This window comes from Andreprevotia chitinilytica DSM 18519 (assembly GCF_000711875.1).
GTDB lineage: Bacteria > Pseudomonadota > Gammaproteobacteria > Burkholderiales > Chitinibacteraceae > Andreprevotia > Andreprevotia chitinilytica.
This window is the reverse complement of the sequence record NZ_JONM01000004.1, coordinates 172,373-188,594: the sequence shown is the minus strand read 5'-3', so window position 1 is coordinate 188,594 and position 16,222 is coordinate 172,373. Positions and strand designations below refer to the sequence as shown.

The 16,222-nt window shown below is 61.5% G+C and carries 14 protein-coding genes; 8 read left to right on the top strand and 6 right to left on the bottom strand.

Going from position 1 to position 16,222, the window contains the following annotated elements; all coding sequences use genetic code 11:
* The first annotated feature begins 8 nt into the window (after positions 1–8).
* The 4 genes from BR41_RS07450 (at position 9) to BR41_RS07435 (ending at position 5,728) form a co-directional block, all read left to right on the top strand.
* On the top strand, positions 9–995 hold the full coding sequence (locus BR41_RS07450) for a Gfo/Idh/MocA family protein (protein WP_035054694.1): 987 nt from the start codon (positions 9–11) through the stop codon (positions 993–995).
* Positions 996–1,158: 163 nt separating this feature from the next.
* Positions 1,159–2,292, top strand: a complete 1,134-nt coding sequence (locus BR41_RS07445; RefSeq protein ID WP_035054691.1) for a M14 family metallopeptidase — start codon at positions 1,159–1,161, stop codon at positions 2,290–2,292.
* A complete protein-coding gene (locus tag BR41_RS07440; protein WP_035054689.1) occupies positions 2,289–4,505 on the top strand; it encodes a CHASE domain-containing protein in 2,217 nt (738 codons plus the stop codon). The genes BR41_RS07445 and BR41_RS07440 overlap by 4 nt, the downstream gene beginning before the upstream one ends.
* A gap of 14 nt (positions 4,506–4,519) precedes the next feature.
* Positions 4,520–5,728 (top strand): multifunctional CCA addition/repair protein, encoded by a 1,209-nt coding sequence (locus BR41_RS07435; protein ID WP_035054983.1) that lies wholly within the window; start codon positions 4,520–4,522, stop codon positions 5,726–5,728.
* 440 nt (positions 5,729–6,168) lie between these two features.
* Here BR41_RS07435 and BR41_RS07430 read toward each other — a convergent pair whose 3' ends face one another.
* The 5 genes from BR41_RS07430 to BR41_RS07410 form a co-directional block, all read right to left on the bottom strand.
* Complete coding sequence (locus BR41_RS07430; protein WP_035054687.1) at positions 6,169–6,420, bottom strand: YfhL family 4Fe-4S dicluster ferredoxin; 252 nt, start codon at positions 6,418–6,420, stop codon at positions 6,169–6,171.
* Positions 6,421–6,619: 199 nt separating this feature from the next.
* Positions 6,620–7,039 (bottom strand): potassium channel family protein, encoded by a 420-nt coding sequence (locus BR41_RS07425; protein ID WP_035054685.1) that lies wholly within the window; start codon positions 7,037–7,039, stop codon positions 6,620–6,622.
* Between the two features lie 3 nt (positions 7,040–7,042).
* Entirely contained in the window at positions 7,043–7,636 is a 594-nt protein-coding gene (gene rsmD / locus BR41_RS07420) for a 16S rRNA (guanine(966)-N(2))-methyltransferase RsmD (RefSeq protein WP_035054683.1), read from the bottom strand.
* A complete protein-coding gene (locus BR41_RS07415; protein WP_035054681.1) occupies positions 7,633–9,051 on the bottom strand; it encodes a M16 family metallopeptidase in 1,419 nt (472 codons plus the stop codon). Before BR41_RS07415 ends, rsmD begins: the two co-directional genes overlap by 4 nt.
* Complete coding sequence (locus BR41_RS07410) at positions 9,041–10,492, bottom strand: M16 family metallopeptidase (protein ID WP_051710424.1); 1,452 nt, start codon at positions 10,490–10,492, stop codon at positions 9,041–9,043. Before BR41_RS07410 ends, BR41_RS07415 begins: the two co-directional genes overlap by 11 nt.
* A gap of 158 nt (positions 10,493–10,650) precedes the next feature.
* Here BR41_RS07410 and ftsY point away from each other — a divergent pair, with 158 nt between their 5' ends.
* The 4 genes from ftsY to rpoH all read left to right on the top strand — a co-directional run bounded on the left by ftsY (position 10,651) and on the right by rpoH (position 14,400).
* A complete protein-coding gene (gene ftsY / locus BR41_RS07405) occupies positions 10,651–11,703 on the top strand; it encodes a signal recognition particle-docking protein FtsY (protein WP_035054679.1) in 1,053 nt (350 codons plus the stop codon).
* A gap of 87 nt (positions 11,704–11,790) precedes the next feature.
* Positions 11,791–12,444, top strand: coding sequence for a cell division ATP-binding protein FtsE (ftsE, locus tag BR41_RS07400; RefSeq protein WP_035054677.1), 654 nt, complete (start codon positions 11,791–11,793; stop codon positions 12,442–12,444).
* Between the two features lie 16 nt (positions 12,445–12,460).
* A complete protein-coding gene (gene ftsX / locus BR41_RS07395) occupies positions 12,461–13,366 on the top strand; it encodes a permease-like cell division protein FtsX (protein WP_035054675.1) in 906 nt (301 codons plus the stop codon).
* A gap of 182 nt (positions 13,367–13,548) precedes the next feature.
* A complete protein-coding gene (gene rpoH, locus BR41_RS07390; protein WP_035054673.1) occupies positions 13,549–14,400 on the top strand; it encodes an RNA polymerase sigma factor RpoH in 852 nt (283 codons plus the stop codon).
* A gap of 143 nt (positions 14,401–14,543) precedes the next feature.
* Here the strand turns inward: rpoH and ilvA are convergent, their stop codons facing one another.
* Positions 14,544–16,061, bottom strand: a complete 1,518-nt coding sequence (ilvA, locus tag BR41_RS07385; RefSeq protein WP_035054671.1) for a threonine ammonia-lyase, biosynthetic — start codon at positions 16,059–16,061, stop codon at positions 14,544–14,546.
* Between the last annotated feature and the right edge of the window lie 161 nt (positions 16,062–16,222).

The window sequence follows — 16,222 nt, the reverse complement described above, 5'->3', positions numbered from 1 at the left end:
GTCGTGACATGGAAAACATCCGCTTCGGCATCATCGGTACCGGCAATATCGCCCGGCGCTTTGCCTATGGTTTGACGCACGTCTCCGGTGCCACGCTCGCCGCGGTGTGGAATCGCAACCGCGCCAAGGCCAATGCCTTTGCCATCGAGTTCGGTTCAACCGCGGCCGTGTATGACAGCGTTGAGGCCCTGCTGGCCGATGAACACGTCGACGCCGTCTATATCGCCACGCCACACACCGGTCACGCACCGCTGGCCGCCGCGGCACTCACGGCTGGCAAGCACGTGCTGTGCGAAAAGCCGGCCGCCATTTCGCTGGATGAACTCGACCCGGTGCTGGCGCTGGCCCGCACCAGCGGAAAGCTGTTCATGGAAGCGATGAAGCCGCCGTTCTACCCGCTCTATCGCGAGCTGCGTGCGCAACTGGCGCGTGACCCGATCGGCGAAATCCGCTTCGTGCGCGCAGGTTTTGCCAACCCCAATGTGCCCACCGGTCACGCGGTGCTCGACCCGCTATTGGCGGGCGGCGGCTTGCTGGACATTGGCATCTATAGCGCTTTTCTCGCCGTGGATTGGCTGGGGGCTGCGAAGGACGTGCAAACGCTGGGCAGGTTGGGGGCGAGTGGGGTCGATACCTTCGCCAGCATGCAGTCGCAGCATGAGCATGGCATCGCGCAAATCTACTGCGGGCTTGATACCTCGGGCAGCGGCGAGGCGCTGATCGGCGGCGCGGCGGGTCACGTGGTCATTGCAGAAAAATGGTGGAATCCGAGCCGGGCGACGGTGTTCTATCGCGACGGTCGCAAGATCGATATCGACATGCCGATCGAAGGCTCGGGCCTCAATTACGAAACGGCGCACTTCTGCGAATTGATCCGGCATGGCAAAACGGAAAGCCCGATCCTGCCGCATGCCCATTCGCGTGCCATGATTCAGATCATCGACGCTGCGCGGGCCGGGCTGGGCTTGCGGTTTCCGTTCGAGGCACAGGATTGAAGCGCAGTAGCCGTAGGGCGGGTTAGACGCCGTGCGTCGTAACCCGCCGGACAATGACGTGGTAGATCGCACATTCGGCGGGTTACGCACTCGCTGAGCGACATAAACGTCGCACGCCGACCGCTAACCCGCCCTACAACTTAAAGGACGCAAAGGACTGACGATGCCCAAGATTTCCAGTCACTTCGACGCCGGTGCGATCGAAGTGGTCGACGCAGCCGATTCCGCCAACATCCGCCTCAAGCTGCGGCCGGACAACGCCAGCGAATTTGCGCAGTGGTTCCATTTCCGCTTGATCGGCGGCAAGGATCGCGATTGCGTGCTGCGGATCGAGAACGCCAGCCAAAGCGCCTATCCTGTCGGTTGGGATGGCTACAACGCCGTGGCCTCGTATGACCGGGAAACGTGGTTCCGCGTCCCCGGCGAATACGATGGCAAGGCGTTCACCATCCGCCACACGCCAGCCCGTGATTCGGTCTATTACGCCTATTTCGAGCCCTACCCGTGGGATCGCCATCTGCGCCTGATCGGCGGCGCGGTCGAGGCCTCGCCGTGGTGCGAGCTGGTGCATCTGGGCAGCACGCTCGATGGCCGTGATCTGGATGCGCTGAAAATCGGTGTCGAAACACCAGGCAAGCGCGTCATCTGGATCATCGCCCGCCAACACCCGGGCGAGACGATGGCCGAGTGGTTTGCCGAGGGCTTGCTCGAAGCCCTGACCGATGAACAAAACGCGCTCGGCCGGGCATTGCTGGAAAAAGCGGTGTTCTACGTGGTGCCGAACATGAATCCGGACGGCAGCGTGCGCGGCAATCTGCGTACCAATGCGGCTGGTGCCAATCTCAACCGCGAATGGCAAACCCCCACGCTTGAGCGCAGCCCGGAAGTCTTTCTGGTGCGGCAAAAGATGCTGGAAACCGGCGTCGATGCGTTTCTGGATGTGCACGGCGACGAGAGCATCCCGCATAACTTCGTGGCCGGTTGCGAGGGCAACCCGTCGTTCTCGCCCCGCCAGGACGCGCTGCAAGCGGCGTTCAAGGCGGCTTGGCTGGCCGCCAGCCCGGATTTCCAGACCGAGCACGGTTATGGCAAGGGCCAGTTCGGGCCGGATACGCTCAAGCTCGCCACCAATTGGGTCGGCGACCGTTTTGGCTGCCTGGCCTACACCATCGAGATGCCGTTCAAGGACACCGCGAACCGGCCGCTGCCGGAAGTGGGCTGGAACGGCGAGCGCTCCCGCCAGTTCGGCGCGTCGGTGTTGGCCGCGCTGTACGCCGTGGCAGATCAGCTCAAATGAAACGCCTGTGGCTGACGCGCTATCGCCCCATTGCCTTGGCCTTGCTGGTCGGCATGGTCATGACCGCGTTGGTGCATGCGTGGCTGGCGCACGAGGTACGCGGCTATATCCAGCGTGATTTCGATACCACGGCCAAGCTGGTCGGCCATCGCATCGAATCGCGGGTCAAGTCGCAGCTGGGCCTGCTGCGCGGGGTGCAAAGCCTGTTCCTCGCCAACCCGAAGCTGGATCGGCGCAGCTTCGGCACATTGATGACCCAGCTCAATCTCGAAGACCGCTATCCCGGCTTCGTTGCCGCGGTGTTCGTGCGTGCGGTGCCGAAAGATCAGCTGGATGCGTTTACCGCCGCCGTGGCCGAGTCGACGGTCGGCACGCTGTACCCGCCGTTCAAACTCCAGCCGCCAGGGCCAACCGACCCGCTCTACATTCACGATTACCTGTTTCCGCTCAATGCGCGCTCCGGCCTGTACTTCGGCCTCAATGTCGCGACGGTGCCGGAGACGCGCGCCGCGATCGAATACGGGCGCGATCACAACACCGGCTTGATCAGCACGCCGCTGCCGCTGCGCGGGCTGGCCGGCGAACCGCTGGGCTACGTACTGCGTTATCCGGTCTATTTGCCGGATCGCTCGCTGGCGACCCTGCCAGCGCGGCGTGATGCCTTCGTCGGCACGGTGAGCCTGGTGTTCCGCATCGACGACATGGTGCCGCGCGTCAATTCACACATGGTGGGCGAGGGTGCGACGCTTGAGTTGTGGGATCAGGGCCAATCCGCCATCGGTGCTGCCACCCCGCCACAACGGCTTTACCCGGTTCCGTCCGCTGCGCCGAATGCCGCACAGGACGGATTCGTCGCATCGCAATTGATCGACTTGCCGGGCCGGCAATGGCGGCTCACGCTCAGTGGTGGCAGCACGCAGTACATCGACCGCTACAAAGCCGAATGGGGGCTGCTGTGGGGCTTGGGGATCGGCCTGTCGCTGCTGATCGGCTGGGTGCTGCAACGCCAGGCCCGCAGTCGCGCACTGGCGCTTGAGCTGGCGAATGAGATTACCGAAGACCTCCGCGCGCAGGAGAGCCAGCACCAGCGGCTGGCGCAGGTGGCTGAATCCGCGCGCGATCTGATCGTCAGTCGGGATATCGATGGCCGCATCGTCTATGCCAACCAAACGGCACGGCAAGCTTTCGAGCATCTCGGCAAACCGTTGGCCGGGCTGACCGAGCCGTTATTCAGCTCGGCCGAATTGGCGGATGCCGAGCAGGAACTGGTGATGAATGGCGAACTCACCCCGCCGGGGGGCGAGCCGCGTTATTTCGAATTGTCGATCCAGCCGCTGACCGATGCTGTCGGCCGACGCGTAGGCAGTGCCTTGTTCGCGCACGATATCTCGCACCGGCACCAGCTGGATGCACAGGCGCGCACCAATGACGCCCGCTTTGCCGACCTGATCGAACTCGCCCACGCCTGGTTCTGGGAGCAGGACGACCAGTTCCGCTTTACGTTTATCTCCGGTTCATTCCTGCGCCGGGCGGGGATCGAGCCGCGTGACCTGATCGGCCGCACACGCTGGGATCTGGGCCAAGGCGGTCTGTCCGAGCGCGAATGGTTCGAGTTCCGGCAACTGGTGTCCGAACACAAACCGTTCCAGGACTTCACCTACCTGCTGAGCATCGGCGCCAAGCCCACGCTGGTCAGTGTGTCCGGCAAGCCGGTGTTCGACGAACACAATGTGTTCCTCGGTTATCGCGGTATCGGCTATGACATCACCGCCATCCGGGCGGCAGAAATGCAGGCACATTCGGAGCGGCAAAAAATCGAGGCCATCCTCGATTCGATCGGCGATGGCGTGATCACCGCCGACCTGCAAGGCCGTATCGAATACCTGAACCCGGTCGCCGCCGCGCTGATTGGCTGGCAGCCGGAAGAAGCGCTCGGCCGCCCCATCGATCGGATCTTCCAGACCGTGGACGAAGCCACCGGCCTGCCCTCCCCGCCGCTGTTGCTGGAAACGCTGGCCAATGCACATGAAACCGGGCCGATGCAGCGCCGCAGCCTGTTGCTGAACAAGTTCGGCCTCACGCTGGTGATTCAGGAGTCCGCCACGCCGCTGCGCGACGTGCAGGGTGAGTTGGTGGGCGGTGTGCTGGTATTCCGCGACGTGAGCGATTGGTGGGCGCGCGTGGGCCAAACAGACACGGCAGCGACGAAGTGAAAAAGACAGGCAACATGCGTATTTACAAGGTGGGCGGCGCGGTGCGCGACCGCCTGTTGGGTCTGGCGGTGCAAGACACCGATTGGGTGGTCGTTGGCGCTACGGCCGCCGAGATGGAACAGGCCGGCTACAAGCCGGTCGGCAAAGACTTCCCGGTCTTTCTGCACCCGAAAACGCACGAGGAATATGCGCTGGCGCGCACCGAGCGCAAGAGCGGTCACGGCTACAAGGGCTTCACTGTGTTCGCCGCGCCGGAAGTATCGCTGGAGGAAGATCTCGCCCGCCGCGATCTCACCGTCAACGCGATGGCGGAGGACGAAGCCGGCAACGTTTTCGACCCGTTCAATGGTCAAGCCGACCTAGCCGCACGCGTGCTGCGCCATGTATCGCCCGCGTTCGTCGAAGACCCGGTACGCATCCTGCGTTTGGCGCGTTTTGCTGCCCGCTTCGGTTTCAGTGTCGCCGACGAGACCATGACGCTGATGCGGCAGATGGTAGATCACGGCGAAGTCGATCATCTGGTGCCGGAGCGCGTGTGGCAGGAAATCGCCCGCGGGCTGATGGAGCAGCACCCCAGCCGCATGTTCGAAGTGCTGCGCAGCTGCGGCGCATTGGCGCGCATTGCGCCGGAGATCGATGCGCTGTGGGGCGTGCCACAACGCGCCGATTACCACCCGGAAGTCGATACCGGCGTGCACGTGATGCTGGTGCTCGATTACGCTGCCCGCCAGAACGCGCCGCTGGTCACGCGCTTTGCCGCCTTGTGCCACGACCTTGGCAAGGCAATCACCCCGGCCGACGTTTTGCCCAGCCATCATGGCCATGAAGGCAAAGGTGTGCCGCTGGTGGAAAGCCTGTGCGAACGCTTGCGCGTGCCGAGTGACTGTAAAGACCTCGCGGTGATGGTGTGCCGCGATCACACCCACGTGCACCGGGCCATGGAGTTGCGGAGCGACACGGTGCTGGAGCTGTTTCACCGCTGCGATGCTTTGCGCAAGCCCGAGCGCTTCAATCAGATGCTGGATGCCTGCGTGGCAGATGCGCGTGGGCGTACCGGCTTTGAAAACGTTGAGTATCCGCAGGCTGAGTATTTGCTGCGCTTGCTGGTGGCTGCGAGCGAGGTTGATGCCGGCGCGATTGCTCAAGCGTGTGAAACCAAGGCGCAGATTCCGCAACGGGTGAAGCAGGCTCGGGTCGCGGCGATTGAAGCGACACGCAATTAAGAGTGTTAACTCCTACAGATGCGGCGCAATACCCTTCGGGGATTGCGCCCTACGAAATAACGGTCAGTCGCATACCGCGACCATTGTTTTCCTCGCAATGGTTGCACTGCGGCTTTTCCTCCCCTTTCGCTAAGCGCCGAGGGAGTGGAGCGAGACCTTAGGGGGTCATTCTCATAAAAGCGGACCGACCGAGGGTAGCCTGTGGCGTGCGAAGCTTTGCTTCGTTCAGCCAGAGCGTAAGGCGCAGGGTCGCCTTTGGTGTGGAGAGGGCCCAAAGGAATATATACAGCCCGAGACAAAGTCCTTTCCCCGGCCGCGGGACGGATTCCCGCTGTAATGCTTTTGGTCGCGCCATAAGCGCATAGCTGGGGGTTTTCCCACACCAATGAAAAAGCCGCGCATTGCGCGGCTTTTTCACCTGCGGTGGAACAAGGGCTGGATCAGGCGACGGCCGAAATCTTCAGATACTTGTCCATGAGCATTTCTTTGCTCTCGACATGCGTCGGGTCGTGCGGAATGCAATCAACCGGGCACACCTGCTGGCACTGTGGCTCGTCGTAATGGCCGACGCATTCGGTGCAGAGATCCGGATTGATCTCGTAAATTTCCGCACCCTGCGAAATCGCGTTGTTCGGGCACTCTGGCTCGCAAACATCGCAATTAATGCATTCGTCGGTAATGATCAACGACATGAATATACTTCCTCAAGCGAAAAGATAAGTAAAAACAGTTGCTTATGTGGCGAATTGTCCCACGTTCGCGAGCGGGCCTCAATGCCGTCTGGCATTTGTACGTGTTCATCATATTGCCGCGAGGCGAAGTTTTCGTGACGCGGCGGTTATTTCTGGTGGATGCATTGCCGGCTCCGCGATGGCGGTTGGTGCAATCAGGCTAACGAGCACCGCGCATTTTTTGCAGCGTTTCATAGAGCGCCGAGGCAAACAGTCCCAGCATCAGGCTGCCGTTGATGGCCTCGATCGGGCCCAGCAAGCGCCATGGTTTGCTCAAGACCAGATCGCCATAGCCGAGCGTGGCGAAGCTGACGGCGGAGAAATAGAACGCCGTGGTGAAATCCTCAAACTCATCCAGCCCCTGATAGATCGCAGCCCAATTTGCCACCTGCACCAGCGTGGCCAGCAGCAGCATGAGCAGCACGACATACATCAACAGCATGCGCGACACAAAGCTGTGGGTATGGATGCCGTGGTGTTCGCGCCATGCCAGCCAGCGGCTGAAACCGGCCATGCCGGCGCTCAGCAACGCGAGATTGACGCCGAGCATCAGCAAGGCGAGCAGGATTGGCATGAGCATGGGTCAGACCGCCCGGCGGAGTAGCCCGTGGTGTACTTGCCCGGCTTTGCCTTCGCGGACCACTTCCCAGCCGGTCAGCGCAGCGCCCAATTGCGACCAGCCCGCGCACTCGGCGTAAACGATGCCATCGGGTGTGAGGTGGGCTGCGGCCAGCGGCAATGCCTGTGCGAGCAAGTCCGAGGCATAGGGCGGGTCGAGCAGGATGAGGTCGAATTGCTCGGTTGAGCGGGCAAGCCAGCTCAGCGCATCGGCCCAGACCAGCTCGATCCGTTCCGCTTTCAGTAGCGCTTTGTTGGCGGCGAGTGCGGCATGGACCGGTTTGGATTTTTCCACCATCACCACCCGCGCCGCATTGCGGCTGGCTGCCTCGAAACCCAGCGCACCGCTGCCGGCAAACAGGTCGAGCACGCTATGCCCGGTCAGCTCCTGGCCGAGCCAGTTGAACAGCGTTTCCCGCACGCGATCCGGCGTGGGGCGCAGGCCGTCGCCATCCGGGAACGGCAACACGCGCCGGCGGTATTCACCGCCGATGATGCGGATCTGGTTGCTGCCCTTGTGGGCGCTTTTTTGACCGCTCTTGTGACCTGCCGACGTCATGGCTTGGTGCTTTCCGGCTTCGCTGTATCGCTGGTTGCTGCGGCCGTCTCGGCCTTTTTCGATGCATCCGGTGTGGCTGGGGCATCGACCTTGGGCTGGCCGCCGACAATCACCGTGGCGAGCTGGGTTGGCTTCAGCCAGCGCTGCCACGCTGCCTTTACATCGGCGGCGGTGAGTTGTTCCAGCACCTTCGGGTAGTCGTCGAGGTAGGACACCGGCAGGTTGTGATAGCCCAGCCGCGATAGCCATTCGAGCGTGGCCTTGTTGCTGTCGGTCCAGAACGGGATGCGGTGGCGGTAGTAATCCTTGGCCAGCGTCATTTCTTCTTCAGTCGGGCCATCGGCAACAAACTTGCTGATGGTGTCTTTCATCAGCGCCAATACCTCATCGGTCTGTTCGCGGCGGGTGCGTGCATCGACATTCCATTCCGTGCCCAGCCGCAGTTCGGTCAACGAACTATCCACGCCATACACCAGCCCGCGTTTGACGCGCAGCTCGTTCATCAGCCGTGATTCGAACTCGCCACCACCGAGGATGTAGTTGCCGAGCGCCAGTGCCGGGTAATCGGGATCGCTTCTGGGCGGCAATAGCTGGCCGAGCTGGATGTGGCTCTGCGCCGCGCCATCGTCCTTGATCAGCTTCAGCTGGCCCGGCTTGGCTGCCGGTAACGGCAGGGGGGGCAGCTCGGGGGGGGCATCCGACTTGGGCAGGTGCTCGATCAGCTGACGGACCACGCGCTCGGCACCGGGCCGGTCGATATTGCCGACCATCGATACGACCATGCCGGCAGCACGGTAATAACGGCGCTGGAAGTGCAGCACATCGCGGCTCCCGATGTCATCCACCGTATCCGCCCCGATCAGGTCTGCATTCGCATATGGATGGCTGCCGTACAACAGGCGGGCCATGCTGGCGGTGGAACCCTGATTGCGCTTGCCATAGTTGGCCTCAAGCTGGGTCACCCAGGCTTTGCGCCGCCAATCGTGATTCAGGTGCGGGAAGGCTGCATCGGTCAGTTGCTTGCCGAGGATGCCAATGGCGACTTCTTTCTGGCTCGACAGCGCACTCAGATAGAGGCTGGCACGGTCCGTGGTGACGGACACGTTGAAATGCGCGCCCGCGCCGCGCAGCTTTTCAAACGGCGTGCGCATTTCGTTGCTGTCGATGGTAAACGAGTAGTCGAGCAGCTCCGAGGCGGCGAAGGTGGCGGTGCCGATTTCCTTGACCGGCGCGCGGTCTTCACCGGCGTCGAAGTCGATTTTCAGGTCGAGTGTTGGTTGGCTCGGGGTCTGTACCAGATAGACCTGCGTGCCTTCCGGCGTGGTCCAGTGTTCGATGGGTGGCATCGCACCGGCGCGGCCCAGCGCACTGCCAATCAGCACAGCGATGAGGGTAGGCAGGCGATTAGCGGACATGGATCGCTCCCTTCTTGGCTTTCGGATCGCGTGGCGTCGGTTGCAGGATGCCAACCGTCACGGTGTTGTCGTCCAAGAGTTGATCTGCCGTATTTTCAATGTCGTTCAGCGTGACCTTCTGGATTTCCGCCAGCTCGGTCAGATCGAAATTCGCCGGGAAGCCGTAGATCAGCCGCTGGCCGATGGCGGTGGCGCGTTCGGACATCTTGTCGTTGGAAAACGCCTGGCTGGCGGCCCAGTTGAGCTTGCCGTTATCGAGGTTTTCCTGATGTAGCGAGACCGAACGCAGGTGGGATGCCTGCGTGAGCATGGCCGAGGCAACGTCCTCTGCGCTCTTGCCTTTCGATGGCGTGGCCCAGACCGTGAATTCGCCAAACGAGCGGCCCATGCTGTCGTAGAGCGCGCCAACCTCGTCGGCCACATCAGAGAGCCTGGAGTCGACCACGTAAGGGTCGTTGTTCAACATATTGGCCAGCATCATCAGCGTGTAGGGGCGGCGATCAGTCTGGCCCGGCGTGAGCGTCGGCACGCGCCAGCGCAACACCACGGTGGCGCGATCCGCGGGCACCGGGATGGTCAGCTTTTGTTGTTTGGTTTGCGCGGGTTCGTCGGTCTTTACCCGTTCCGGCAGTGTTTTGGCGGCGATGGCACCAAACTGCTTTTTCGCTTCGGCGAGTGCAGCTTGCGGGTTGACGTCGCCGAGGATGACCAGCACCGCGTTGTTCGGGGCGTACCACGCCTGATACCAGTTACGGGTGTCGTCGAGCGTGATGGTGTCGAACTCGGCCGGCCAGCCGAGCACCGGGTTGCGATAGGGATGGGTCTTGAGCGTGGCCGCTGCCAGCTTCTCGGTGAATTCGCCCCAGCTGTTGTCATCGACCCGCCAGTGGCGTTCTTCCTCGACCACGGCTTTTTCGCGCTTGAACAACTCCGGATCGAAGGTGAGGTGCTGCATCCGGTCGGCTTCCAGCGCCAGTACTTCCGGCAATTTGGCCGCCGGCAGCTGGTTGTAGTAATAGGTGTAGTCCTGCGTGGTAGCGGCATTGGTATAGCCGCCGATCTTGCTGGTCTTGAACGAGAACTGCCCGGCCGGCACGGTCGGTGTGCCCTTGAACATCATGTGTTCCAGCAGGTGCGACAGGCCGCTCTTGCCGGTCGGCTCGTCGATGCTGCCGACGCGGTACCACATCTGCACCATGGCGATGGGGGCGCGGTGGTCGGGCTGGATGACGACGCGCAGGCCGTTGTCGAGCGTGGTATCGAGCAAGGCTTCCGGTGCGGCAACGGGGGCGGGTGCGGTAGCTATGGGGGTGGCGGTCGCGCTGGGGGCGGAAGCTTCTGATGATGTGGCTGGCGCGTCTTTGTGTCCGCTGCCGCCTGCGAAAGCGCTTGAAGTGCAAGCCAAGGCAATTGCCAGGCCCAAAGAGGAAAACAGATTCATGGAATGTACGCGCGCAATGACTTCAAGAGGCAAAACCAAACAGTGTGGAATATTAACTGAAACATGACGTTTTATCGGATCGTCCCGGCAAGTCTTGACCGGGTGGTAGAATTTTGCCCGGCGCGTATCGCGCCCCAATCCGGAGCCAACCCAGAGCAATGTTCAGTTTCTTCCAAAAGAAAACCCCGTCGCCGCCCGTCGGGAAACCTGACGAGGCGATCGCCGCGCCCGCAGAAGCCACCCCCGAGATCGTTCAGTCCGCCGAGTTGCCCCCGTCCGCACCGCAGCCGCAAGAGCGCCCGACCCTGTCATGGACTGAAAGACTCAAGGCCGGGCTCGCCAAAACGCGTAACAAACTGGGCAAGAGCCTGGCTGGTCTGTTCGGTGGCGGCCAGATCGACGAAGACCTGTACGACGAGCTGGAAACAGTGCTGTTGACTGCCGACATGGGTGTCGATGCCACCAATCATCTGCTGACCGACGTGCGCAATCGCGTGTCGCTGCGGGGCCTCAAGGATGCGGCCGAGCTGAAGGATGCGCTGAAAGACTCGTTGAACGAGCTGATCGGCCCGCTGGAAAAGCCGCTCGATATCTCTACCCACCAGCCCTTCATCCTGATGGTGGCCGGCGTGAACGGCGCGGGCAAGACCACCAGCATTGGCAAGCTTGCCAAGTATTTCCAGTCGCAAGGCAAGAGCGTGCTGCTAGCTGCTGGCGACACCTTCCGCGCTGCTGCGCGTGAGCAGCTCGTCGTTTGGGGCGAGCGCAATGGTGTGCAGGTGATTGCCCAAGAATCGGGCGATGCCGCCGCTGTGGCATTCGATGCCGTCAACGCCGCCAAGGCACGGGGTGTGGATGTGATCATCGTCGATACCGCTGGCCGGTTGCCGACGCAGTTGCATCTGATGGAAGAAATCAAGAAAGTGAAGCGCGTGGTGCAAAAAGCCGATGAAACCGGCCCGCACGAAATCCTGTTGGTGCTCGATGCCAATACCGGTCAGAACGCGCTCAACCAAGTGAAGGCGTTTGATGACGCATTGGGCCTGACGGGGCTCGTACTGACCAAGCTCGACGGCACCGCCAAGGGCGGCGTGATCGCCGCGATTGCCAAGCAACGCCCGGTGCCGCTGCGCTTTATCGGCGTCGGCGAGAGCATCGATGACTTGCGGCCGTTCGCGGCCAAAGACTATGTGGACGCACTGTTTGAATAAGGAGACAGGTGTTCGGCCAGGTCTGCGTGGTGCAAAGGACGTTTTGCCTTTACACCTCACCCCTCACGCCTTACCCCTCACACGCCAATGATTCAGTTCCAGCAAGTCACCAAGCGATATCCCGGCGGATTTGAGGCTGTACGCAACCTGAGCTTTGAAATCCAGGCCGGCGAACTGCTGTTCCTTGCCGGCCATTCCGGCGCGGGTAAATCGACGCTGCTCAAGTTGATCGCCGGGATTGAGAAGCCGACGGCGGGGGCGGTGCTGGTCAACAATCAGAACGTGGCGCGCCTCTCTCGCGCCAGCTTGCCCTATGTGCGTCGCCATTTCGGGCTGATCTTTCAGGATCACAAGATCCTGTTTGATCGCAGCGTGTATGAGAACGTGAAGCTGCCGCTCGACATCATCGGCTTTGACGGCCGAGAGGCACGGCGGCGTGTGCAGGCGGCCTTGGATAAGGTGGGGCTGTCGGGCAAGGAAAAGCTGAACCCGATTTCGCTCTCCGGCGGCGAGCAGCAACGACTGTGCATCGCCCGCGCCGTAGTACACCGGCCGGCAATCCTGCTGGCGGACGAGCCGACGGCGAATCTGGATCGCGACAACGCGCATGACATCCTCGAACTGTTCAAATCCTTCCATCAGGTTGGCGTGACGCTGGTGATTTCCGCGCACGACGAGACCCTGATGTCCGACTATGGCCGCCGCATCCTGCGGCTGAAAAACGGCCAATTCACCGCTTGATGCAGGGGCGCAACGCATGAAACATTGGTTCCGCCTCCACGGCCTCGCTTTTGCCCGTACGGTCAAAGCGTTGCTGCGGCAGCCGTTTTCCAACGGCATGAATCTGCTGGTGATCGGCATCGCGGCGGCGTTTCCGCTTGGGCTCTACATGGTGATCGTGAGCTTGGCCGGCGTGGCGCAAAAGCTGCCGGTCGAGCCACAGCTCTCGATCTTCCTGAAGGCGGACGCACCGACGGATACCGGCACCGCGCTGCTAGCCAAGTTGAAGGCCGATCCGGCAGTACAGGCGGCACATTTCGTCCCCAAGGCCGAGGCGCTGAAACAGATGCAGGCGGCGGTCGGTGTGGATGACCTGTTGGCTGGGCTCGACGACAATCCGCTGCCGGATGCCATTGTCGTCAAGGCGAAGCTGGATGCCTCGGTGGAGCGGCTTGATGCCTTGCAGAAGGAACTGGCAGCCAATCCGGCGGTGGAGAGCGCACAGCTCGATTCGGCCTGGGCACAACGTTTGCAGCAATTGATCAGTCTGGGCCAGCACGTGCTGCAAGCCTTGGCGGCGTTGCTGGCGGCGGCTTTGGTACTGCTCACGGGCAACGCGATCCGCATGCAGATTTTGACCCGTCACGACGAGATCGAAGTCGCCAAGCTGATCGGCGCGACGGATTCGTTTATCCGCCGACCATTCTTCTATTTCGCGATCGGCCAAGGATTGCTGGGTGGCTTGATTGCTTGCGGCATTGTCGCGGGCGGCGTGGCTTGGCTCAATCCGGCCGTCGCCGGGCTGGCTGCGGCTTATGGCCAGCAATTCCAGTTGACGCTGCCCGGCCCGCTGGAAGTGGCGGCGGTTTGCGCGACTACGTTGCTGCTCTGCATGCTTGGCGCAGGGCTGGCAGTACGCCGCCATTTGCGCAAATACCACTGACCCAGCGCTAGCCTCATAGCCCGGCACTATTCAGGACATAGGAATAATTGCCATGCGCAGTGTCACTGTTTCTGCTTGAATCGATGGAACTGACACATGGTTTAGCACTCCAACCTCGCGAGTGCTAATATCTGATGGCCGCCAATGATCTTGGCGGCCTCAAGCGTTGAAAGGAGTCATCGATGGGAACCAGTCTGGCTTTGCCGGTTATCACTGCCGGCGACAGCATTGAAAGCTATATCCAGCGCGTCAATGCCGTGCCGATGCTCACGCAAGAGCAGGAAACCGACCTCGCTACCCGCTTCCGTGATGAGGAAGACCTGGATGCGGCGCGTCAGCTCGTGCTGTCGCATCTGCGCGTCGTCGTGTCGATTGCCCGTGGCTACAACGGCTATGGCTTGCCGCATGCGGATCTGATTCAGGAAGGCAATATCGGCTTGATGAAGGCCGTGAAGCGTTTCGAGCCGGATCGCGGCGTGCGCCTGTTTTCCTTTGCCGTGCACTGGATCAAGGCTGAAATCCACGAATACATTCTGCGCAATTGGCGGCTGGTACGTGTCGCCACCACCAAGGCGCAACGCAAGTTGTTCTTCAACCTGCGCTCGATGAAAACCAGCTTCTCCGCGTTGACCACCGCACAAGCCAAGGAAATCGCCGATGATCTCGGCGTGAAACCGGAAGAAGTGCTGGAAATGGAAACGCGCATGTCCGGTCAGGATGTCGCGCTGATGGCCGACGATGGCGATGAAGATGGCTTCGCGCCGATCGATTGGCTGGCTGACCATGACAACGAGCCGGTACGCACGATCGAACGCCGTGCCCATGATCGCTTGCAATCCGAAGGCATCGGTGTAGCGCTGGATAGCCTCGATGCCCGTAGCCGTCGCATTGTGGAAACACGCTGGCTGGCGGATGAAGGCGAAGGGCTGACGCTGCACGAGCTGGCAGCCGAGTACAACGTTTCCGCCGAGCGGATTCGCCAGATCGAAGTGAAGGCGCTGCAGAAGATGAAGCAGGCGCTGGTACCGGCGTAATCCGGTCTCCCCGGGCAAACAAAAAGGGCATCGAAAGATGCCCTTTTTGTTTGCCTTGAAAACATTGTAGGAGCGAGCTTGCTCGCGATCGCTTTGCCTCGAATCGACGAAGCCATCGCGAGCAAGCCCGCTCCTACAAAAAACTACGCGCCGAGGAACAACTGATAAGCCGGATTGCCGCTTTCCAGCCAGAACGGGTAGCCGAGCTTCTTCAGGAAGTCGCCAAACGCTGCATCTTCTTCCGCCGGCACCTGGATGCCGACCAGCACGCGCCCGTAATCGGCACCGTGGTTGCGGTAGTGGAACAGGGAGATATTCCAGCCCACGTTCATGCCGGTGAGGAAGTTGAGCAGCGCGCCGGGGCGCTCTGGGAATTCGAAGCGGATCAAGCGCTCGTTGTCCACATGTGGCGCACGGCCGCCGACCAGGTGGCGGATGTGTAGCTTGGCGAGCTCATTGTTGGTCAGATCGAGCGCGATGATGCCTTCGTTTGCGAGCTTCTCGATCAGATCAGCCACTTCGGAGCGGTTCTGGATCGACAGGCCGACAAAGACATGCGCGATGTCGTCCGACGCGTAGCGATAGTTGAACTCGGTCACATTGCGTGCGCCGATCAGGCCGCAGAAGGTACGGAACGCACCGGGTTTTTCCGGGATCGTGACGGCGATGATCGCCTCGCGCTCTTCACCCATTTCGGCTTGTTCAGCCACGTAACGCAGCCGGTCGAAGTTCATGTTTGCGCCGGAGGTGATGGCGACCAGCGTCTGGCCTTCGACTTTCTGCCGTGCCGCCCACAGTTTGGCGCCCGCTACGGCCAGCGCGCCAGCAGGTTCCAGGATCGAACGGGTGTCTTCAAACACATCCTTGATGGCGGCGCACATGGCGTCGGTATCGACCAGGATCACGTCATCGACGAACTGCTGCGCCAGGCGGAAGGTTTCTTCGCCAACCTGCTTCACCGCCACGCCATCGGCAAAGATGCCGACTTGCGGCAGATTCACGCGCTCGCCGAGCTTCAGACTCAGATACATGGCGTTGGCATCGGTCGGCTCCACGCCGATGATTTTCACCTCTGGCCGCAAGCGCTTGATATACGCCGCCACGCCGGCGATCAGGCCACCGCCGCCCACAGGAACGAAGATCACGTCGAGCGGGTCCGGGTGTTGCATCAGGATTTCCATGCCTACCGTGCCTTGGCCGGCGATCACTTCCGGATCGTCGTAGGGGTGGACGAAGGTCATGCCGTTTTCTTCGCACAGCTTGATCGCGTGGGCGTAGCAATCCGAGTAGGACTCGCCGATCAGCACGACTTCCGCACCGAGCCGCGATACCGCATCCACTTTGATCTGCGGTGCCGTGGCGGGCATGACGATGATGGCGCGGCATTTGAGGTGGGCAGCTGAATACGCCACGCCTTGTGCGTGATTGCCGGCAGAGGCACAGACCACGCCACGATCCAGCTCGGCGCGGGAGAGCTTCACCATCTTGTTGTAGGCGCCACGAATCTTGAAGCTGAACACCGGCTGAATATCTTCGCGCTTGAGGTAAATCTGGTTGCCGACACGGCGGGACAGATTGGGGGCGAGTTCGAGCGGGGTTTCCACCGCCACGTCGTACACGCGGGCGGAGAGGATGCGTTCAAGATAGTCGTTGAGTGGCATTGGGCTTTGACCTTGGGCCCGTCTTTACGAGGGATTCGCTGCCAATTGCCGCCAATTGATGCAATGGGCGGCAATCAATGACGAATCACTGTCGAAACAGGCGCTTATCGATGGGGGAACCCCAGACTTTAGCGCCGATCGGCCCGCGCCGCCAGCTTGGT

Coding starts and splice junctions, on each gene's coding strand:
- ilvA (WP_035054671.1), bottom strand. CDS start 16,061: ATGCCACTCAACGACTATCTTGAACGCATCCTCTCCGCCCGCGTGTAC.
- BR41_RS07430 (WP_035054687.1), bottom strand. CDS start 6,420: ATGTCGTTGATCATTACCGACGAATGCATTAATTGCGATGTTTGCGAG.
- ftsY (WP_035054679.1), top strand. CDS start 10,651: ATGTTCAGTTTCTTCCAAAAGAAAACCCCGTCGCCGCCCGTCGGGAAA.
- rpoH (WP_035054673.1), top strand. CDS start 13,549: ATGGGAACCAGTCTGGCTTTGCCGGTTATCACTGCCGGCGACAGCATT.
- BR41_RS07440 (WP_035054689.1), top strand. CDS start 2,289: ATGAAACGCCTGTGGCTGACGCGCTATCGCCCCATTGCCTTGGCCTTG.
- BR41_RS07410 (WP_051710424.1), bottom strand. CDS start 10,492: ATGAATCTGTTTTCCTCTTTGGGCCTGGCAATTGCCTTGGCTTGCACT.
- BR41_RS07450 (WP_035054694.1), top strand. CDS start 9: ATGGAAAACATCCGCTTCGGCATCATCGGTACCGGCAATATCGCCCGG.
- BR41_RS07415 (WP_035054681.1), bottom strand. CDS start 9,051: ATGTCCGCTAATCGCCTGCCTACCCTCATCGCTGTGCTGATTGGCAGT.
- BR41_RS07445 (WP_035054691.1), top strand. CDS start 1,159: ATGCCCAAGATTTCCAGTCACTTCGACGCCGGTGCGATCGAAGTGGTC.
- ftsE (WP_035054677.1), top strand. CDS start 11,791: ATGATTCAGTTCCAGCAAGTCACCAAGCGATATCCCGGCGGATTTGAG.
- ftsX (WP_035054675.1), top strand. CDS start 12,461: ATGAAACATTGGTTCCGCCTCCACGGCCTCGCTTTTGCCCGTACGGTC.
- BR41_RS07435 (WP_035054983.1), top strand. CDS start 4,520: ATGCGTATTTACAAGGTGGGCGGCGCGGTGCGCGACCGCCTGTTGGGT.
- rsmD (WP_035054683.1), bottom strand. CDS start 7,636: ATGACGTCGGCAGGTCACAAGAGCGGTCAAAAAAGCGCCCACAAGGGC.
- BR41_RS07425 (WP_035054685.1), bottom strand. CDS start 7,039: ATGCTCATGCCAATCCTGCTCGCCTTGCTGATGCTCGGCGTCAATCTC.